The sequence below is a fragment of the uncultured Tateyamaria sp. genome, from assembly GCF_947488715.1.
Lineage (GTDB): Bacteria > Pseudomonadota > Alphaproteobacteria > Rhodobacterales > Rhodobacteraceae > Tateyamaria.
In genome coordinates, this window is record NZ_CANLAG010000001.1 from 805026 (window position 1) to 825247 (window position 20222).

Here is a 20222-nt window from a genome sequence, read left to right on the forward strand (position 1 = left end):
CTAGTTGGTTACCTGTTCTCTGAGGATCGACGCGGTGAGCGAGATCATCAGGTAGATGCCTGCAAAGACGAGGAAAGCCAAGATCGTGTTCTCGAATGCGCGGGGATAGGACGGTTCCTCGCTTTCGATGGGTTCGACGGCGACGGTCAGGTAGCGCACCTGGCGCGATGCCTCGACGCGGGCCTGTTCCATCTGTTGCAGGGCCGATTGCATCATCATGTCGCGCGCCGCCAGGTCGGCCTGGGCGATCTGGATGTTGGCGGCCAGTTCCGCGAGCGAATTTTCGCCCTGCGACACGTCGGTCATCTTGTTGTTGAGCGTTGCCAGTTCGGCCTGAAGGATTTCGAGCGTGCCACGGGCACCATCGACGCGCGACTGGTTGGGGCGCGAGTTGTTCAGCAGGCTGTTCAGTTCGATCCGCTTTTCGATGATCTGGGTTTCGAGTTGCCCGATCTGGGTGCGCAGGGATGCGATCACGCCTTCGGGGTCGAGGGTGGAGCCCTGGATCTGGAGGCGGACAAGGTTTTCCTGCGCGGCGCGCCGTTCGGCTTCGGCCCGTTCAAACCCTTCGCGGGCGTCGCGCATCTGGTCGTCGCGTTTCTGGGCGGAGAGGTTGTTGACCCGCTGTTCGGCGTAGTCGATCAGCTGGCGCGAAAACTCTGCCGATACGGTTGGGTCGGCGGCGGCGACTTCCATGCGGATCATGCCCTCGGTGGGGTCATAGCCGATCTTGATGTTCTTTTTGTAGGCTTTGTAGGCCTCTTCGTTGGTGGGGTCCGTCGACAAGCGCTGGATCGGGTCGATCCACCCTTGGGTAAAGTGCGACTTGAAGCCGACATCGCGGTCCAGCCGCAGCATCGCGTCCTTGGATTGCAGGAAGCCCTGCACCGCGATGCTGTCGGAGTTGGTGGCAAATTGCGTGGGCAGGAGGCCGCCAAGGGGGCCCGCGCCGCCCGACCCCTCGTTCTGGATGATGAGGAATTCGGATTTGGTGGCGTACATCGGCGTGGCGATGGCGTAGAAATAGTAGCCCGCGAGGAAGGTCGGCAGCATGACGAAGAACGCCAGGCGGACCAGCAGGAGGCCGGTTTTCTTGCGGCGGCGGCGGCCGATGTCGCGCTGGATGTTCTGGATCTCGGCGGCGCGGCGTTCGGCGGGGCTGACCTCGGTTGAGGGGAGCTGTTGTTTCTTGACCGGGACGGTCTGGGGCAGTTGCACCTTGCCCTGCTGCGCGCCCGCGCCACCCGTGGTGGCAGGCAGGCTGGCGAAGGCGTCGGGTGCGCCGCCCTCGTGGGGTTCGGCACCCGCCTGTGGCACGACAAGTTCGAGCATGTTCGAGCGCTGGAACGGGTCGATGCCCTTGTCACGCAGCAGGCGCACCGCGTCAAAGTCAGAGGTGGCGGGCAGGTCGTGTTTCTGCGCCACGCGGCGGGCCATGCGCAGCTGGCGGCCTGTCAGGCCCTCCTGGCGTATGGCATCGATGGTGTTCTCGCCTGCGACCTGTCCGGCCGAGGCGACCTCGCCCGTTTGCGGCGCGGGGGCTGCGGGTGGTTGCGGGGCTGCGGCACGGGGCTGTTGCTGCGGTGGTGGCGCGGCCTGCGGGTTTTCGGGCTGGGCGGCGGCTGCGCTGCCCAGGCTTGGTGCTGACCGCTTGATGCGGAATTTTCTAGCTTTGGGTTTCGTAGTCATAGAGCCGTTTCGCCTCTTCCAGCGTGTCGAACATATGCAGCTTGCCGTCCAGCAAGACCGCCGCCGAACGCGCGAATTTCTCGAGCGTTTGGGCCTGGTGTGACACGATGATGATTGTTGTGGTGCGCAGACGTTCCTGCAGCACTTCGCCTGCTTTGCGGTTGAATTCGACATCCGTGGACGAGGGCATCCCTTCGTCGATCAGGTAGATGTCAAAGTCGAGGGCCAGCATGAGCGCAAAGGAAAAGCGCGCCCGCATGCCCGATGAATAGGTGCCGATGGGTTGGTCGAAATATTCGCCCAGATTACACAGCCAGCGGCAGAAGCTTTCGACATAGTCGGGGTCGAGCCCGTAGAGCCGCGCGATGTAGCGGCTGTTTTCATGGGCGGAGATCTTGGGGATCACGCCGCCCATAAAGCCCAGCGGGAATGAGATGTTGCACATCCGCCGGATTTCGCCCTCATCCGGTTTCTCAAGCCCTGCCATCATGTTGATCAGCGTCGTTTTGCCGGTGCCATTGGGGGCCAGCACGCCGAAGGAATGGCCCAATTCCACCCGAAAAGACACACGGTCAAGGATCACCTTGCGCTGTGTGCCTGTCCAGAAGGACTTGGATACATTTTCGAACTCTAGCATCCCGTTGCTCCGCGGTGTGCTGTGATTGGCGCCCCGTTTTTAAGGTGGGAAACCGGAACCCTCCTTACCAGAGGTGTCTTAACGCTCTAATCATCGACTTAGGCAACATTATGTCGAAGTTGGCAACAAATGTACAGGTTTGACCCGGTACTGTTGACGGGGAAAGAACAGCGCACAGGCCCTGCTGCACAAGCCTGTGAGTGCGGTGAATAATCAGCCGGGGTGCTTTTGCACGCGGAGCAATTTGCCCGAAACAAGCGCCAGGACTGCGGCGGCGAAGCTGAAGAGGGCACCCATCTTGGCCGCGTCCTGGGTGGGGCCTGGGTCAAATGCGGCGGATGCAAAGAACAAGGACACGGTAAAGCCGATGGCTGCAACACAGCCGATCACAACGAGGTCAACAATGCGCATCCCTTCGGGAATACCCAGTCCCAGAGGGCGCGCGGCGATCCAGCCCATGACAAAAATGCCCAGCGGTTTGCCCACCAGCAGCCCCGCCAGCACCAGCCAGGTCGCATCCCCGATGGACCCGAGCTCGACCCCTGCATTGAGCAGGCCAAAGAAAAACAGGATGATCTCGACCGGGTTTTTCAACCCGTGTTCGATCCGGTTCAGCAGGTCGGTGAGGTACTTTTCCGCGTCAGCAAAGATGCCAAAGGCCCGGTCGGCGTGGGGGATTGTGGCCACAATCGGCAACAGCCCGAGGCTGGGGTGCAGGCCGGATGCCATAAAGCCATACCAGCTAAAGCAGCCGGCAATGGCATAGGGCAGAACGCCCAGCCGCCGCCGGACCCAGGTAGAATTCGGGCGGTCCTGTTTGTGGCGGTCCAGACGGCGTGGCAGCCAGTTGGCCAGCACAAAGACGATGGCCGCCGCGGCAAAGGACATCACCAGCCATTCCAGCGCCAGTTCGCCCGAGGGGTAGAAAATGGCGAGGATGATCAACCCGGCCGCATCGTCGGCGATGGCGAGCAGCAGCAAAAACCGCACCGCTGGGTGGCCAGCGCCAAACACCAGCCGCCCCACAAGGTAGGAAAAGGCGATGTCGGTGGCCGTGGGTATGGCCCAGCCGTTTGCAACCGCGTCATAGGTGGTGGACCCAAAAAGGGACGCCATGCCCAGATAGATCGCAATCGGTCCCAGCATTCCGCCCAGTGTGGCAAAGAGCGGGGTCGCGGCCTTTTTCCCGCGCAGTGACCCGTCCTTGAGCACGACGGCCTCCCAGACCTCTTTTGCGGCGATGCCAAAGAAGAACGCCATGAGCACGTCGTTGACCAGATAGTGCAGCGTCAGGGTGCGGTGGCCGTCGTGGGCGTGCCCGATGGGGGCGTGATCCCAGAGGGTGTATTCGACAAAGTGGTGGTAGCTGTCAGCGTCGATGTTGGCCCAGACCAGCGCGGTCAATGCGCCGATGATCAAGAGCAGCGAGTAGTTGGTCAGAAAATTCCAGACACGGTACATGTTTGGCCCACCCCACGTCGGTATGGGATGGGCCTAGCACCACTCGATGCCGTCGGGCAATGCGGCCGGGGTCACGGGCCATGACGTTTGCGTGGCGGTTGCCAGTGGTCAGGCGACCACCTGCCAGACCACCCCGGCCAGGATCGACCCTGTCAGCGCAAAGGTCAGGTAGGCGGCAAAGACCCGTGGTTTGACCAGCGCCCAGACCGCGATGGCGGCGGGAATACAGCTGACCCCACCTGCGATCATGAAGGACATGGCGGCACCGTTGGACATGCCCTGTTCGAGCAGTTCAGCCACCAATGGTGCGGCGGCGTAGCCGTTAAGGTAGGCAGGCATGCCCACCAGCGCGCCCAGGATCACCGTGCCAAGCCCGGATCCGCCCAGCACGTTGGCGATCAGGTCGGCAGGCATGTAGTGGACCATGAGTGCCTCGACGATATAGGCCAGCGTCAACCATTTCAGCAGGAATGCCGCGTTTTCGAGGCCGGTGTCCCGGAAGGTCGTCACGCGGGCCCGTTCTGTCCAGAAGCGCCAGACCGGTTTGGCCGAGAAGGGCTGTGAGACGCCGCAGCAGCCGCCGACGGCAGGTTTTTCCCGCAGCGGGTTGGCAAAGATAGGCGTGCCGGACAGCAGTTGCGTGCCAAAGCCGCCAAAGATGCCGAGGCCCACGGCGGCCAGTGTCTTGGCGATGGCAAATTCGGTTCCAATGGCACCGGTTGTGATGGCGAACATGGCCGGGTCCATCAGCGGTGACGCCAGCCAGAATGCCATGACGGCGCCCAGTGGTGCGCCCACAGCGAGCAGGGCGGCGATGAAGGGGATGACTTCGCAAGAGCAGAAGGGGGAAAGCCCGCCCAGCAGTGCAGCCATGACGATCATGCGGGCCGGGTTGCCCTCGAAGGCGCGGGCCAGCAGGTTTTCGGCCCCGGTGGCCTTGAGGTAGGCGACGGCGCAGACCGCGAACAGGATGAACGGGGCGGTTCCTGCGATGGCGCGGGCGGCAAAGGTGACTGTGGGCACGAATTGCGGCAGATCGAGCAGGGCCACCAGTGCCAGCAGAGCCGCCGAGAACGCCCAGGCGCCATCGATGCGTTTGCGCCAGGGGGGTGGGGTTTGGGTTGCGGTGTCAGCCATGGTCGTGATCCTCGCAAGGGGCCGCGCTGTCGGCGCAGCATTCGGTGAGCAGAAAGTTGGAGAGCGCGCTGACCTCGTCATAGGCGACAGCGGCGCAGATGATGGAGCGGCCCTGGCGGGCCTGTGTGACCAGCCCGGCGGTGGCCAGGATTTTCATGTGATGTGTCAGGGTCGAGCCGGTGACCCCCGTGCGGTCCCCTAGCGCGCCGATGCTCAGGCCATCCGGCCCGGCCCGTACAAGTGTGCGCAGCACGGACAGGCGTTGTTCGGACCCCAGCGCCGCAAAGGCGCTGGCGGCACGTGTGAGGTCGAGCGGGGTGTGTGATTCCATTTTCATGTTTCTAGTATTATCGAAATGAATTAGCCGCGCCAAGTTTTATTTCGATAAGTATCGAAGTATTTGTCTTTGCGTGGGTGGCGGGTTAGCTGCGGGTCCATGAGCCTGACCCACGACATCCGCGCCTGCACGCTGTGCGCCGACCGGTTTGCCGCGACCGAGACGGGGCATGCGCCGCGCCCTGTGGTCTGGTTCCGCCCCGGTGCGCGCATTCTGGTTGCGGGCCAGGCCCCCGGTGCGCTGGTCCATGAGAGCGGGCGGCCTTTTACCGATCCGTCTGGTGACAGGTTGCGCGACTGGCTGGGGATGGACGAGCAGACGTTTTATGACCGTGACAAGCTGGCGATTGTGCCGATGGCGTTCTGCTTTCCGGGCTATGACGCCAAGGGGTCCGACCGCCCTCCGCCAAAGATCTGCGCCAAGACGTGGCGGACGCAGGTGATGGCGCATGTGGGTGACGTCCCGCTTGTGCTGTTGATCGGGGGCTATGCGCAGAGCTGGCATCTGGGCACCCGCACATCGGTCACGGAAACGGTCGCCGACTGGCGCGCGCATGCGCCGCGGGCTTTTGCGTTGCCGCACCCGTCCTGGCGCAATACCGGTTGGCTCAGGAAAAACCCGTGGTTCGAGGCCGACGTGCTGCCGGCTCTGCGCGCGCGGGTGCAAGAGGTTTTGGCATGACAGACACAGCATTGGACCTGGCCCACGCGGCGATGCAGGCGGCCCCGGAGGACGACGCGCTGCGCCTGCGCTTTTTCGAGCGGCTGGGCGATGCGGAGCTGTTCCTGTTGCTGGAGGCGGAGGCCGTAGGCGATCAGGTGACGCCGCAGGTGTTCGATCCCGGAACGGGGCCGTTGGTGCTGGTGTTTGATCGGGAAGACAGGCTGGCAAGTTTTGCCGGTGCGGCGGCAGATTATGCTGCGTTGTCGGGCCGGATTGTGGCGGGGCTGTTGGCGGAGCAGGGGCTGGGCCTTGGCCTGAACCTGGATGTGGCGCCGTCGTCTTTCCTGTTGGACGCGGACGGTGTGCGGTGGCTGGCGCAGACGCTGGACAATGCGCCGGACACGGTCGAGGCGCGGCTGGCCGAAGTCACGGCCCCCACGGGATTGCCCGATGCACTGATTGCAGCCCTCGATACCAAGCTGGCGACGGCGACGGGGTTGGCGCAGATGGCCTATCTGGTCGGCACAGCAGATACCGAGGGCAAGCGGGGCCATATGCTGGCACTGGTGGGGGCGACGCCGGGCGCACAGGAGGCGCTGGCGCGGGCCGCAGCAGAGGCGTTGACGTTCTCAGGCATCGAGGCAGGCGCGATGGATGTCGGTTTCTTTGATGCAAATGATCCGGTGACGGAACGGCTGGCGCGGGTTGGGCTGCGCTTTGATCTGCCACAACCGGCCCCCACGACGGCGCCAGAGCCCACGGCACCCGGATCGGACCCGAACCGCCCGCCGCGCTTGCGCTAGAGCGATAGCGAAAGCCTCAGGCGGCTTGCATCACGCTACTCTGGCGCGTGGTCACATCACCGCGAGACGGTCTGCAATGCTGGACAGGCATGCCCTATTTCCGCATCATTGCCGGGTCGCAAGACGGCTGGGCATCACAAACATATGCAACCGAAACCGAGCTGCCTGAAGGATACCGCCCAATGATGAACCGCTTCACCATGACGATTGCCGCCGCTGCCAGTGCGATGGCGTTGGCCACCACGGCCTTTGCCGGAGACCAATATGTCGATGAGACAGGGTTTGCCGTGTCCGGCTATGACGTCGTGGCCTATTTCGGCCTGGCGCAGAACCCCGTGGGGCAGTCGCAACCGGCTGGCGTGCCGGGCAAGGCATCGATCACGGCCGAGTACAACGGCGCGACATTCGCCTTTTCGACAGAAGCCAATCGCGACGCCTTTGTCGCGGACCCGGCCCGTTACGCGCCGCAATATGACGGCCACTGTGCTTACGGTGTCGCGCAGGGCGGCAAAGTGCCTGCCAACCCGAACCTGTGGCGGATCGTGGACGACAAGCTGTATCTCAACATCACCGACGTTGTGGTCGGGTTCTGGGAAGAGGACATTCCTGGCAACCTGAACAAGTCGGAAGGCAACTGGGTCTCGATCGACGACGCCCCGGCCTCTGATCGTACCATCCCCAAATTCACCAGTGAGGCTCCGAATACCTGATATGACCCAAGACCCCGAGACCCTCGAAAAACAAACCTCGGGTGAGACCCCGGCGCGCCTGTCGCGTCGGGGTTTTGGCCTGATGGCCGGTGCCACGATCGTTGGCGGCGCGGTGTTTGCATCGCAATGGTACAATATCGGCGCACAGGCCGGTGTCGAAGGCACGCTGAGCACGCCTGACGCGCACAAGGCGGCTGTGTCCGGTGACATCGTGTTGGTCGACATTCGCCGCCCCGACGAGTGGGAGCGCACGGGTGTGGGCGAAGGCGCTGTGACAATCGACATGCGGCGTGACGATTTCACCGATGTTCTATTGCAGCACACGGCGGGACGCACGGACGCACCGGTCGCGCTGATCTGCGCGCGCGGCGTGCGGTCCCGGCGCATGACCGAGCGGCTGACGGCGGCAGGGTTCACGACGATCATCGACGTGCCGGAGGGCATGCTGGGATCGGGTGCTGGGCCTGGGTGGCTCAAGCGCGGTTTGCCCACAGTGACATGGGCGGAATAGCCGGTTTCATCCGGTAGAATGACACAGAGACGAGGCACGCAGTGACATGCGTGCCTTTTTTCATGCGTGGGTGCTGCGGTTATTCTGCGGCGATGTTCGGCGTGTCGATCTGGGCCTGCATCTCGGCACGGGCGGTACGCGCATCGGAGACGATTGTCGGCTCGCGCAGGGTCAGCGGATTGTCCAGCCGCAGGATCGCGGCGGTGCGACCGCTGAGGGCGGACAGCGGCACCGACATCAGCAGGCTGGCCATGATCGGGAACAGCCACCAGGACACCAGACCGGCACTGAGGCCCGCCAGAAGCAGCGCGCCCAGTACGGTTTCCACCCAGTGAAAGGCCACCAGCGTGCGCAGCGGATAGCTGGTCGCGGTGCGTGATTGTGGCTGCCAGCCTGCGCCTCGGCCTGTCAGGCTGCGCAGTACGGCGCGGGTTTGCTGGATCATCATGATGGGGGCGTAGGCGATGGACAGGGCCAGTTCGACCAGCACCGCGAGGCCAAAGGCCCGGCGTCCGCCAAAGAGGCGCGCGGCCTTGCCATTGCTGGCGATGATGACGGCGCTGGTGATTTTGGGTGTCAGCAGCATGCCGTACATCACCACGAGGAACATGGCGCTGTCGATATGGGTCATGGCAGGCGGCCAGTTGGGAAAGAGGGGGTTCGCCTCGTTGAAGTACGAGATCACGTTGGTTTCCGCGTCGCGGCCCAGCAGCGCCCAGAACACCAGCAGGACAAACCAAGCGGGCGACATCAGGTAGGCGGCGGCCCCTTGGAAGAGGTGAAAGCGGCTGACCGGGTGCAGGCCGCGTGTGGCGAGCAGGCGCAGGTGTTGCAGGTTGCCCCGGCACCAGCGTTGGTCACGCAGGGTATAGTCGATCAGGGTGCCGGGCGTTTCCTCAAAGCTGCCGGTGATGCGCGGCAGGAACCGCACGCGCCAGCCTGCGCGGCGCAGCAGGGACGCTTCGACAAAGTCGTGGCTGAGGATCAGGTCGGTGCGCCCGGTCAGGCCACGCAGGTGCGGCAGACCCGCCGACGAGGCAAAGGCGCGTGTGCGGATGATGGCGTTATGGCCCCAATAGTTCGCTTCGCTGCGCGACCAGTGCGCCAGTCCTTCGGCCAGAAGCCAGCCGTAAGTGACGCCGGAGAACTGCTGCATCCGCGCAAACAGCGTGTTGGCTCCGATCAGTTGCGGAAAGCTCTGGATCAGGCCCGCGCGGGGGTCGGCGGCAAGTTCGGTGGCCAGGCGGTCGATGGCGCGTCCGGTCATCAGGCTGTCGGCGTCCAGCACCAGCATCGCCTCGTGGTCGGCGCCCCAACCGGTGATCCAGTCCACCAGATTGCCGACCTTTTTGTCGGTGTTTGCTGCGCGGCGGCGGTAGTGGACCGGGAAGGGGGCGCTGGCCTTGAGCGCCTGAAAGGCTTGCCATTCCTGCAGGGCGATGGCGTCGTCGCGCGTGTCGCTGAGGACAAATAGCGTATAGCGGTGGCCGCCGCGTTCGCGAGTCAGGTCGCGGAGCATAGCCGCCGCGTTGCCAAACACGTCAGAGGGTGTTTCGTTGTAGACAGGCACCAGCAGTGCCACGTCGAGCGGCGCGGCATCGGGCAGCTCGGGCGGGTCCTCGAAGCGGCCCGCGAGGCCCACGGCCACGGTCGACACGGACAGGGTGACCCAAACGAAGGTCAGGCCGATCAACACCAACAGCACATATTCGAACCCGGTCATGCCAGCCATTTCAAACAGGCCGTAGAGCGCCCAGACCATGCCGCCCGTGATTATAAGGGCAGGCAGGAACACCGCGATCCGCCACAGGCGACTTCGCCCGTCGACCGGCGTGTCGATCACGTCCGGTGCGGTGGCAAAGTCCTGCTCTGGCATGGCCAGAGGGGCCTCTGGGGGCATGTCGCGGAATGGGTTCACGATTGCGTCCACCGGTAGAGCCAGACCTCGCTGAGCGCTTCGCCGTCGAGGCGCAATTGCGCGCGGAACTCGGCCCATGTCGCCTCGCCCGGCATGAAGGTGAAGGCCAGTCGCGGCCCACCGGTTGCAGGGTTGCGTTGAATGATGCCCTCGGTCACTTCGCCCGCGCTTGACCGCACGAGGCGGTCGATCTTGCTGAGGTCCGTTGGCACGTGGTCGGCATTCTCAAAGTCGATGGCAAAGATGCGCCCGCCCTCGGGCCGTCCACCCGCCGCCGTGTTCAGCACGCGCAGTGGCATGGCCGCCTTGGGCGCGGGATCGGATCCCCAATCAAGCTGGTAGGTGATGCGGTGCGAGCTGCCTGCCTCGATGTCCGCAGAGGGACGCCAGTAGGCGACGATGTTGTCATAGATTTCGCGGTCGGCTGGGATCTCGACCAGTTGCACGTTGCCGCGCCCCCATCCCTCGCCCGGTGTCACCCAAAGGCCAGGGCGGCGGTGGTACAGCGCCTCGAGGTCGTTGAAATCCTCGAACTTGCGCGCCCGCTGCATCAGGCCAAAGCCGCGCGGGTTGTTGTCGCCGAACGCGCTGATCTGAAGCGTGAGCGGGTTGGCGAGGGGACGCCAGATCACTTCGCCCGCGCCATTGTGGATCATCAGCCCATCGTTGTCGTGCACAGCGGGGCGGAAATCGTCAAAGCGTTGGCGGTCCATATCGTCGTAGAGGAACATGGATGTGAGCGGTGCGATCCCCACATGGGTCAGCGTGCTACGGGCAAAGATCTCGGCCTCGACGCGCATTTTCAGGGGCTGGCCGGGCATGATCTCGAACCGGTAGGCACCGGTGCAGGACGGGCTATCGAGCAGGGCGTGCAGGACAATCTCGGCGGCACCAGCCTGCGGGCGTTCGAGCCAAAAATGGGTGAAGTCGGGAAATTCCTCGCCCGACGGGTCGCCAGTTTTCAGGGCAAGGCCGCGCGCGGACAGGCCATAGATGTCGCCGGTGCCGATGCCACGGAAGTAGCTCGCGCCCTGAAAGACCGCGTATTCCTCGTAGATGCCGGGCTGGCGCAGTTCGGCGCGCAAGCGCAGGCCGGAATAGCCCAGCGTGTCGTCAATTGGCACATCGGGGAATTTGTCGGTGGTGTCGAACACGCCCATGTCGAAGGACAGGGGGCGCGCTTGATCGCCGTCCACCACATAGGTGCGGATGGCTTGCGGAAAGTAGAGGCCGGGAGGGAACACGTCGATGCGCTGTGGTGCATCGGACCCTTCCCAGAGTGCATTGCGGCTGTCGAACCAGATTTTGCGGTACTGGTCATAGGTCAGGTTGCGCCATGCCTCGGGAATGAGCGGGCGCGGGGTATAGTCACGCGCGGCCATTTCGCGCGCCATGTCGATCACGTCCGACGGGGCAAAGGCGGTTGTCTCACCCAGTTGCAGACCGGGTTCTGCCGCCTCTTGCGCCCAAGAGGCGCGGGGGGCTGCCGCCAGGGCGGCCAGACTGGCAAGGAATTCACGTCGCAGCATCAGCGGGTCACCTTTGGTTTCCACGGTGTCGTCTTGAACCACCCGGCAAGGTAGGCGGTGAGGATCAAGCATCCACAGCCAAACGCATTGACCGCCAGAACGGTTCCGGTGTCGCGGCCCAGCATGTCCATTGCAAAGCCGTTGAAGCGGGCGACAAAGATCGACACCACAAACACGGCAAGCGATTGCTGGCCCACACGCAGGATGATGGCGAGGGTGCGTTGCCAGACGCGCGCGGCAAGGCCTGTGCCTTTGGTGATCAGGCGGTGGCCCTTGTCACCGGCGATGACCCACGCGAGGTAGGCCAGCGACAGAAACTGGACATAGCGCAGCAGGCCGAAGTCGGATTTCGAGATCCACTGGCGGTTGTCCACGCGCCATTCACGCGCCCAGTCAAAGCCGAACTCGCGCACGCCGATGTTGGACAGCGGCACATTGGCCAGCACAAAGAAGGCGGCAATCCCCATCAGCAGGGCGTTGACGGGTGGTTTAGGCAGCCAGCCGCGCATGAAGGCAAAGCCGGTAAAGAACACGAGTTGCCAGCCAAACGGGTTGAGGAACCAGCGCCGTTGCCAGTCGTCATTGCCGACCCAGGGTTCGGCGGTGAAATTCAGGTAGGGCAAGCCCAGGCTTTCGGTGAACTTGCGCTGGGCGAGGAACCAGATGATCAGGCTGGCGGCGGCCAGCAGCCCGATATGGCGGTCGCCCAACACGATCACGATAGGCATCATGGCGAGGATCACCATGTACATCGGCAGGATATCAAAGAGGTTCGGCACCCATTGCAGGGTCATGAACCGGAACAGCATGTCCGGCGTTTCCCACAGGCCCTCGGAGTGTTCGACAAAGAGCATCCAGAGGTTCAACTGGCCCCAGTAGTTGCGCGTTGTGGCATCGAGGTTGGTCAGGAATGCCAGCATCGCGGCGGTCGCAAAGAAGAGGCCGATATGGGCCCAGTAGACCTGCCAGATGCGGTAGATGACGCGCGCCGTGCCCAAGAGCCATCCGGCCCTGTCAAAGGTCGCGCCAAAGGCGATGGCCGAGGCCATGCCCGAGCAGAAAACAAAGATCTCGGTCGCATCGGAAAAGCCGAAGCGTGCGGGGATCCATGAGGTCAGGAAGTTGCCCGGCGTGTGGGCAAACAGGATGATGAACATCGCAAGCCCGCGAAAGAAGTCGAGGCGGACGTCGCGCACGCGCACGGGCTGTGCCGCCGGGGCGGCCGCCGCGGGTGCGGCTGCGGATTGGGTGGGATCGGCAAAGGTCATGGCCGCTGTCTAGTCTTCTTTGGTCAAAGAGTCAGGCCCCGCGCGCGTGCAGACGCGGGGGCCGGCGCGTTTATTGCGCGGGGATGCGGCGGGCGTCGCTGACGCTGGCCAGACGGGTGGCCGAGAACCGGTCAACGGCACCTGCGCGGCGCGCGATGCGGTCTTCGAGCAGGGCCTCGGTGGCGTCGTACATGCCAGAGCGCAGGCCCGCATCGATCGTCATGCGTTCAAACACGTCGCGCTGGGCGTGGCTGCCGCCGATGGTTTGCATGCCGGGGCGGGCCGATGCCAGATTGCGGAACGCATCGTCATAGCGTCCTTCGGCAAAGGCGTTGAGACCGGCAAGTGCGGCCTTGCCCGGATCGGCAACGCGCGAGGGCATTTCACCCTGGCGCGCGGCATCAACGGCAAAGCGCGCTGTCAGTGCGGATTGCGCGTCGTCCCGGCCAGCAGCCCCCAGAGCAAGCTGGTAGTGCAGGTCGGCAAACACCAGGCAACCGTCATCGGTACGGTGTTGCGCAAAGTCAGCCAATTCGTCCCAGCGGTCGCCCACCTGGGTGCCTTCGAGTTCCAGACGCATGAGCAGCGATGTGGCGTTGGCGATGTCGCGGTAGTCGTCGGTCTTTTCGTGGCGGATCTGCTGGTCATAGAGGGCCAGAACGATGTCATTCTCGCCGCGGTCGAGGTGCAGCAGCGCCTTGTGCCACCAGACATGGTAGCGGAAGTTGTTGCAGTGATCCCAGGCCGCGCAGTTGTTTTCGATCAGTGCGATGCCGTGATCGGGACGGGCGGTCATGTCGTAGACGTGCGCCACGGCGTGCAGGCCCCAGGCGTCGTCGCTTGCCAGTTGCAGCCCTTTGAGGCCAGCGGCCTCGGCACCGTCATAGTCACCCGTTTCCTCAAGCGTGAAGGCGTGGCAGCCGTGAACGTATCCTTCGAGGGCGTGGCCCTTGTGTGCGTCGAGCACGTTTTCGATGGAGGCACGCATGCCCACGCCATCACCCAGGATAAAACGGATGGCATGGCTGACCTTGGCCGACAGCGTGTCGGTGGGGTGTTCGGCCAGAACGCGTTCCATCGCGGCGATGGCACCGGAGGGGCGTCCATCGAGCCATTCACCCAATGCCCGCACCCAGAGCCGTTCGCGGGCAGAACCGCCAGAGGTGGCCAGTGCGGCCACAGCCGTCTGACCGGCCTCGCGCGCGACCGAGTTCAGTTCCTTGCGGCCCATCATGAGCGAAAACAGCCCCTTGGTGGCGTGGCCCATCGCAAAGTTCGGAGCGCCCGAGAGGACGGCGCCCAAATGAGTTGGCGTGGCTGTGCCATGTGCCATGAAGGCGCGGATCATGCCGTTCCACTCGGCAACCAGGGCGGGGTCGTCCAGGCTGACGGGAGCTTGGCAAATATCGTGCATCATGAGAGCGGTACCTCTTACGGAGTGTTATTGGCGACGGGTGTAAAGCATCTAAGACGGTTTGGGACCATTTGCGGGCTCGAAACACGCAAGCGTGAAGGCTGTACTAGCGATCCGTGAGCAAATTGTGAGCATAGATGCCCAAAGCAGGCGGAAACCAGCCAAAGCGCTTGCGATTTCGTGATCAGTCTTGCGGTTTTTGGGGTGCCAATGTTGCAAGAACGGCTTCGGTGTCCTGTCCAAAGCGGGGGGGCGGGCGGTTGTAACGCACGGGTGTCGCAGAAAATTTCAGGGGATTCGCCAGCAACCGGACGTGACCGTCAGCCACATCATCGCGTGCAATCTCGACCACCGTGCCGCGTGCCTGCGCCTGATCGGATCCTAGCGCTTCGGCCACGTCGTGGATCGGCCCGCAGGGTACCTTGGCACCGCGCAGGCGGGACAGGATGTCGTCCTTGGTCAGGCGCGCCAGACGTGTCCGCAGGTCCGGGATCAGGGCGTCCCGGTTTTCGATCCGCAACTGGTTGGTGACAAAGCGCGGATCGGTCCCCAACTCGGGTGCGCCGATCACGTCGCAAAACCGCGCAAACTGGGCATCATTGCCAACCGCAACCAGCACGTGTCCGTCGCTGCCTGCAAAGGCGTCGTAGGGCACGATGTTAGGGTGGGCATTGCCGCGCCGTTCGGGCACCTGGCCGCTGGTCAGGAAATTGCACCCTTCGTTGATCAGCCACGCCATCTGCGCGTCCACGAGGCTGAGGTCGATGTGCTGGCCCTCGCCGGTCTGGTCGCGGTGGCGCAGTGCGGCGAGAATACCGATGGTGGCGTACATGCCGCACATGACATCCGCGATGCCTACGCCGACTTTCATAGGTGCGCCGTCGGGATCGCCAGTCAGGGACATGATCCCGCCGTAGCCTTGGGCCATGAGGTCATAGCCGGGTTGATCGCGGTTGGGGCCAACCTGCCCAAATCCGGAGATTGAGCAGTAGACCAGCCCCGGATGCGCCTTGCACAGCGTCGCATGATCAAGCCCGTATTTGACCAGCCCGTCGGGCTTGTAGTTCTCGATCACGATGTCCGCACGCGCGGCCAGTTGTCGAATGATGTCCTGACCCTCGTCCGTCGAAAGATCGACGGCGATGGATTGTTTGTTGCGGTTGGCGGACATGAAATAAGCCGACAGGTCCGTCGGTTGCCCTTCATGGTCGCGCGCATAGTTCGGCCCCCAGCCGCGCGTATCATCGCCGCCGGTCTTGGGGTTCTCGACCTTGATCACCGTTGCGCCAAGGTCGCCCAGCATTTGCGTGGCGGTGGGGCCAGCCAGAATGCGCGATAGGTCGAGCACATAGACACCGTCCAGCGCGCCGGGTGTTTGCGTATCAGATGCGGCCATCATAGGCCCCACGGTCGATGACGGCTGCGATCACGGTGAAGGTTGTTGCGGTTTGCGCCGCTTCCAGTGCGGCCTGAAGTTCTGCGCGGGACGTGACGGTGTGCCCCGCCCCGCCGAAGGCACGGCCCATGGCGGCAAAGTCGTGTTTGGCAAAATCCACACCAGCATTTGTCAGTTGGCGCTGGCGTTGTTTGAGTTCGATCAGGGCCAGCGAGGCGTCGACGAAGACGACAAAAATCGTGTTCAGGCCCAGTTCCGCTGCGGTGGACAATTCGCCCGCAACCATGAGGAACCCGGCATCGCCGGAAAAGCTGACCACGGGGCGGTCGGGGTCTGCGACCTTGGCCCCCATGGCGAGTGGGATGGCGCAACCCATGGTGCACAGGGCCGATGATTGCATCAGGCCGCGCGGCTCGTAGCATTCCCACATCTGGCTGAGCAGGATGCGGTGCGCGCCGCTGTCGGCGGTGGCCAGTGTGTTGCGGGGCAGGGTGGTGCGGCACGTGTCGATGATGGCTGCGGGGCCCCATGCCTCGTCGGCGGGGAAGGCGCGGGTCAGGTCGGCCTTGGCCGCCGGGATTTCGCCTTCGGTCCATGTGGGTTGCGGTGTGACGCCCTGCGCCATTGCCGCCAGTGTTTCGGCGCAATCGCCAACCACGTTCATGGAGGCCTGGTGCATGTAGTGGTGGTTGGGTTCGGCGGTGATGTCGATCATGGTCTGGATGCCGGGAAAGTAGAAATCCCGCCAGCCAGTACGCATTTCGATCGGGTCATAGCCCAGCCCGATGATCAGGTCGGCGCGTTGCACCATCGGCAACAGGATCTTGTCCGCTTTGGGCGACAGGCCTGCACCACCCAGAGCCAGGGCGTGATCCTCTGGCAGGAGGCCCTTGGCCTTGTAGGTGGTGATGACGGGGACGTTGAATGTCTCGGCGAATTGGCGCAGCTGGTCGGCCATGTCGGTACGCTGGGTGTCAAAGCCCTGGTTGAGCGCATCGACACCCACGATCAGGATCGGGCGTTTGGCCCGCGCCAGTTCAGCGCGCATCGCGTCCAGCACGGCGGGCGCTGGAACGGTGGCTGTTGCCGTTGTGCGCCGGCAGGGGATTCCCGGGCTGACCGGCGTGACGGCCACGGTGATGGGCACATCGATATGGACTGGGCCGGGGCGTCCTTCGAGGGCGATGCCAACGGCCTTGTCGGCAATGACATGGGCGGCTCCGGTGTTCAGGGTGAACGTCGCCTTGGTGATCGGGCGGAAAACTTGTGTCTGGTCAAGGACCTGGTGGGTGTAGGTCTGCACCTCGTCCGCGTCGACGCAGCCAGCGAGCACGATCATCGGGACGCGGTCCTGATGGGCGTTGGCCACTGCGTTGACCCCGTTCAGAGCGCCGGGTCCAACCGTTGCCACGAGAATGCCGGGCGCGCCGGTGCGGTGCCATGCGCCTTCGGCCATGAAGGCGGCGGCGTTTTCGTGTTTGCACAGCACAAAGCGGATGCCTGCACGTTCCAGCGCATCCACCAGTGTCAGCACCTCGCCGCCGGGCATGCCAAAGGCGAGCCGACACCCGGCATCATACAGCCGTGCGGCCAGAACATCGGCGGCCCGTGGTGGGCTAGGGGGCAGGTCTTTCATTGTCGTGTCTTTCTTGTCGGAACGCGGCACCGCGCCTTCCTGTCACGGGTCAGGCCTGCGCACAACTCACACCTGCGTGGCGCATTGTTTCAGTCGTGCGGTCCGTCCCTTGACGTTTCACCGGTGCGGGTCCTTATGTGAGAGTAGAATGACGGATCAAGTTCTCAATATCGGGATCACGGGCCTGCATTGCGGGTCCTGTGTTGGTCGGGCCGAGGCGGCGCTTTTGGCGTTGCCGGGCGCGCGGGATGTGCGTGTCAATCTGGCCGATCACAGTGCGCGTGTGGGCGGTGTTGCCGCGACCGACGTGGTGACTGCGCTTGAGGCGGCGGGGTATCCTGCGCGCGTCGATCATCTGACCTTGTCGGTGCCGGGCATGTCCTGTGCGTCCTGCGTGTCGCGGATCGAGGATGCGGCGGGCCGGGCGGATGGCGTGCTGGATGTGCAGGCGCATCTGCCGACGCGCGTGGTACAGGTCAACACCGCAGGGTCCGCAGATGCAGTCATGGCCGTGCTGGCCGAAGCGGGGTATCCGGCACAACACGAGACAGAGGCTGCACCAACAGACGATCCGGCGGCGCGCTATTTGCGCCGTTTCGGGATCGCGGCGGCGCTGACCCTGCCCGTTTTTGCCATCGAAATGGGAAGCCATGCCGTGCCTGCGGTCCATGACTGGGTTGCCGCGACGATTGGTCAGGCCAACAGTCATATCCTGCAATTGGTTCTGAGCTTTGCGGTGCTGGCCGGGCCGGGCGCTGGGTTTTTCCGGCGCGGGATACCCGGCCTGATCAAGGCGCGCCCGGATATGGATGCGCTGGTGGCGCTGGGTGCGGGGGCTGCGTTCCTGTTCTCTGCGCTCGCGGTGCTGGCGCCGGGCCTGTTGCCGCCTTCGGGTGTCTATTTCGAGGCGGCGGCGGTCATTGTCACGTTGATCCTGCTTGGCCGTTGGCTCGAGGCGCGTGCCAAGGGACGCACCGGCGACGCGGTGCGCCGTCTGCTGGGCCTGCGCCCCGACACGGCGGAGGTTGAGAGCGGCGGCACCTTTGCCCCACGCGCGCTCGACGCGGTCGTCGTGGGCGACGTCCTGCGGGTGCGCCCCGGTGGGCGCATCGCGGTGGACGGCGTTGTCGTAGACGGCGCGACCCATGTGGATGAAAGCATGCTGACCGGCGAACCGGTCCCTGTTCTGAAATCAGCAGGCGATATGCTGCATGCTGGCACGTTGGTGACCACGGGCACGCTGACCTACCGCGCGACGCATGTGGGACGGGATACCGTTCTGGCGCGCATCACGACGCTTACGGAACAGGCACAGGCCGCACGATTGCCGGTCGAGGCGCTGGTCAACCGGATCACCGCACGGTTTGTGCCTGCGGTGTTGATTGTCGCGGCTGTGACCTTTGTTCTTTGGTGGGCCTTGGCCGGACTGGCCCCTGCAGTTGTGTCGGGCGTGTCGGTCCTGATCATTGCGTGTCCCTGTGCCATGGGTCTTGCCACGCCGATGTCCATCATGGTGGGCACAGGTCGCGCCGCTGAACTGGGCGTGTTGTTTCACAAGGGCGCGGCCTTGCAGCGCTTGCAGGACGCGCGCGTTGTCGCCTTTGACAAGACCGGGACGCTGACCCAAGGCACACCGAGTGTGATGCATGTGGCCGGTGACGATGCGGCGATCATGCTGGCCGCCGCTGTGGAACAGAGGTCAGAGCACCCCATTGCGCGCGCCATCGTCGCGTTCACGCCAGCCTCTGCCGGACAGGTCGATGGGTTTGAGGCCGTGCTGGGTGAAGGCGCGCGGGCGCAGGTGGATGCACACACCGTTGTGGTCGGGAATGCCGCGATGTTGGCCCGTGAGGGTGTCGCGTCAGAGGCCACCCTGATGGATACCGGTGCGGGTTGGGCGGCAGACGGGTACACCGTTGTACATGTGGCTGTGGACGGCGCGCATGTTGCGGCGCTGGCCGTTGGTGATGCGGTCCGACCAGGGGCAAAAGACACGCTGGCCGATATCGCAGCCTCCGGGCGTCAGGTGGCGATGATCTCGGGCGATGCAGCACCGGCGGCACAGTATGTGGCGCGCCAGTTGGGGATTGAACATGTGGTGGCCGAGGTGCGCCCCGATGGCAAAGTTGCCGCGATCGAGGCGTTGCAAGACCAGTTTGGCCCGGTGGCTTATGTCGGTGACGGGATCAATGATGCGCCCGCGTTGGCGCGGGCTGATGTCGGGCTGGCGGTGAACGGGGCCAGTGACGCCGCAATCGAGGCGGCGGACGTGGTGATGATGTCTCCCGATCCGGGCGCGGTGCTGCGCGCCCTGCACATCAGTCAGGCGACACTGCGCAACATTCGGCAAAACCTGTTCTGGGCGTTTGGCTACAACACGGTACTGATCCCGGTTGCGGCGGGCCTGCTTGTCCCGTTTGGCGGGCCACAGCTGTCGCCCGCGCTGGCCGCGCTGGCAATGGCGCTGTCATCGGTGTTTGTGGTGACAAACGCCCTGCGCCTGCGCAGGGCTGGGGCCTAGCGGCGGCGGTCCCGGCGGGACGACATCGGCTGGAATGCAACGCCGACATGGGCCTCGCAATAAGGCTTGCCTTGCTGGACGGGCAGGCCACAGAACCAGAAATTGTCAGTCGCGGGGTCACCCACGGGCCATTTGCAGGTCCGTTCAGTCAGCTCCATCAAGCTGATCTTCTTGGCCTTTTTCTCGATCTCGTTGACCTTGGCCAGCGCCTCTGGGCTGATTTCGTTTGCGGACGGCTGCGGTGGCAGCGGCTGTCCGGCGGGAATGATCTGTTTGCGTGCGGGCAGGGTCGATTTTGTCTCGGGTGCCGGGGCAGGTTTGATCGCTGGCTCGGTCTTGGGCTGCGGTTTCGGCTCTGCCTTGGCCTTGGGTGTTGGCTTGGGCTTGGGGTCCGCTTTGGCTGCTGCAGCACTTGCGCCGCTGCCTGCACGGTTCGACAGGCCAAGCCGGTGCACCTTGCCGATCACCGCGTTGCGGGTCACGCCGCCCAACTCCTTGGCGATCTGGCTGGCGGATTGGCCCTCCCCCCACATCTTTTTCAGAAGTTCAACGCGCTCGTCGGTCCAAGACATCGGCAGGCTTTCCTAGCTAA

The 20222-nt window shown here is 64.1% G+C and carries 17 protein-coding genes; 5 read left to right on the forward strand and 12 right to left on the reverse strand.

Features of this window, described 5'->3' with window-relative positions:
• The 5 genes from Q0936_RS04085 to Q0936_RS04105 all read right to left on the reverse strand — a co-directional run bounded on the left by Q0936_RS04085 (position 1) and on the right by Q0936_RS04105 (position 5261).
• Positions 1–1689, reverse strand: a complete 1689-nt coding sequence (locus Q0936_RS04085) for a capsule biosynthesis protein (RefSeq protein WP_299296237.1) — start codon at positions 1687–1689, stop codon at positions 1–3.
• Positions 1667–2326, reverse strand: coding sequence for an ATP-binding cassette domain-containing protein (locus Q0936_RS04090; protein WP_299137982.1), 660 nt, complete (start codon positions 2324–2326; stop codon positions 1667–1669). Before Q0936_RS04090 ends, Q0936_RS04085 begins: the two co-directional genes overlap by 23 nt.
• 213 nt (positions 2327–2539) lie before the next feature.
• Entirely contained in the window at positions 2540–3787 is a 1248-nt protein-coding gene (locus Q0936_RS04095; protein WP_299296239.1) for a Na+/H+ antiporter NhaA, read from the reverse strand.
• 108 nt (positions 3788–3895) lie between these two features.
• Entirely contained in the window at positions 3896–4924 is a 1029-nt protein-coding gene (locus Q0936_RS04100) for a permease (RefSeq protein WP_299296241.1), read from the reverse strand.
• On the reverse strand, positions 4917–5261 hold the full coding sequence (locus tag Q0936_RS04105) for a metalloregulator ArsR/SmtB family transcription factor (protein WP_299137975.1): 345 nt from the start codon (positions 5259–5261) through the stop codon (positions 4917–4919). The genes Q0936_RS04100 and Q0936_RS04105 overlap by 8 nt, the downstream gene beginning before the upstream one ends.
• A 99-nt stretch (positions 5262–5360) precedes the next feature.
• On the opposite strand from Q0936_RS04105, the gene Q0936_RS04110 reads away from it, so the two are divergent.
• From Q0936_RS04110 to Q0936_RS04125, 4 genes are all read left to right on the forward strand, one after another.
• The gene (locus Q0936_RS04110; protein ID WP_299296244.1) at positions 5361–5942 is read left to right on the forward strand and encodes a uracil-DNA glycosylase family protein; all 582 of its coding nucleotides are present in this window, start codon (positions 5361–5363) and stop codon (positions 5940–5942) included.
• Positions 5939–6727 carry an SseB family protein gene (locus Q0936_RS04115; protein WP_299296246.1) on the forward strand — a complete coding sequence of 263 codons (789 nt, stop codon included), beginning with the start codon at positions 5939–5941 and terminating at the stop codon, positions 6725–6727. The genes Q0936_RS04110 and Q0936_RS04115 overlap by 4 nt, the downstream gene beginning before the upstream one ends.
• 185 nt (positions 6728–6912) lie before the next feature.
• On the forward strand, positions 6913–7437 hold the full coding sequence (locus Q0936_RS04120) for a YHS domain-containing (seleno)protein (RefSeq protein WP_299296264.1): 525 nt from the start codon (positions 6913–6915) through the stop codon (positions 7435–7437).
• A gap of 1 nt (position 7438) precedes the next feature.
• Positions 7439–7948, forward strand: coding sequence for a rhodanese-like domain-containing protein (locus Q0936_RS04125; protein ID WP_299137969.1), 510 nt, complete (start codon positions 7439–7441; stop codon positions 7946–7948).
• Positions 7949–8027: 79 nt separating this feature from the next.
• On the opposite strand, the gene mdoH is transcribed toward Q0936_RS04125, so the two are convergent.
• From mdoH to Q0936_RS04155, 6 genes are all read right to left on the reverse strand, one after another.
• Positions 8028–9866, reverse strand: a complete 1839-nt coding sequence (mdoH, locus tag Q0936_RS04130; RefSeq protein ID WP_363323288.1) for a glucans biosynthesis glucosyltransferase MdoH — start codon at positions 9864–9866, stop codon at positions 8028–8030.
• A complete protein-coding gene (locus tag Q0936_RS04135) occupies positions 9863–11395 on the reverse strand; it encodes a glucan biosynthesis protein G (protein ID WP_299296249.1) in 1533 nt (510 codons plus the stop codon). The genes mdoH and Q0936_RS04135 overlap by 4 nt, the downstream gene beginning before the upstream one ends.
• On the reverse strand, positions 11395–12663 hold the full coding sequence (locus Q0936_RS04140; RefSeq protein ID WP_299296252.1) for an OpgC family protein: 1269 nt from the start codon (positions 12661–12663) through the stop codon (positions 11395–11397). The genes Q0936_RS04135 and Q0936_RS04140 overlap by 1 nt, the downstream gene beginning before the upstream one ends.
• A 70-nt stretch (positions 12664–12733) precedes the next feature.
• On the reverse strand, positions 12734–14080 hold the full coding sequence (locus tag Q0936_RS04145) for a tetratricopeptide repeat protein (protein ID WP_299296254.1): 1347 nt from the start codon (positions 14078–14080) through the stop codon (positions 12734–12736).
• A 181-nt stretch (positions 14081–14261) separates the two neighbouring features.
• Positions 14262–15473 carry a CoA transferase gene (locus Q0936_RS04150; RefSeq protein WP_299296268.1) on the reverse strand — a complete coding sequence of 404 codons (1212 nt, stop codon included), beginning with the start codon at positions 15471–15473 and terminating at the stop codon, positions 14262–14264.
• On the reverse strand, positions 15460–17109 hold the full coding sequence (locus Q0936_RS04155; RefSeq protein ID WP_299137954.1) for a thiamine pyrophosphate-binding protein: 1650 nt from the start codon (positions 17107–17109) through the stop codon (positions 15460–15462). Before Q0936_RS04155 ends, Q0936_RS04150 begins: the two co-directional genes overlap by 14 nt.
• Before the next feature lie 148 nt (positions 17110–17257).
• Between Q0936_RS04155 and Q0936_RS04160 the strand changes: the two genes are divergently transcribed.
• Positions 17258–19630: a heavy metal translocating P-type ATPase gene (locus tag Q0936_RS04160; protein WP_299296257.1), complete on the forward strand. Its 2373-nt coding sequence runs from the start codon at positions 17258–17260 to the stop codon at positions 19628–19630.
• On the opposite strand, the gene Q0936_RS04165 is transcribed toward Q0936_RS04160, so the two are convergent.
• Complete coding sequence (locus Q0936_RS04165; protein ID WP_299296259.1) at positions 19627–20202, reverse strand: GcrA family cell cycle regulator; 576 nt, start codon at positions 20200–20202, stop codon at positions 19627–19629. The genes Q0936_RS04160 and Q0936_RS04165 overlap by 4 nt on opposite strands.
• Positions 20203–20222: the final 20 nt, after the last annotated feature.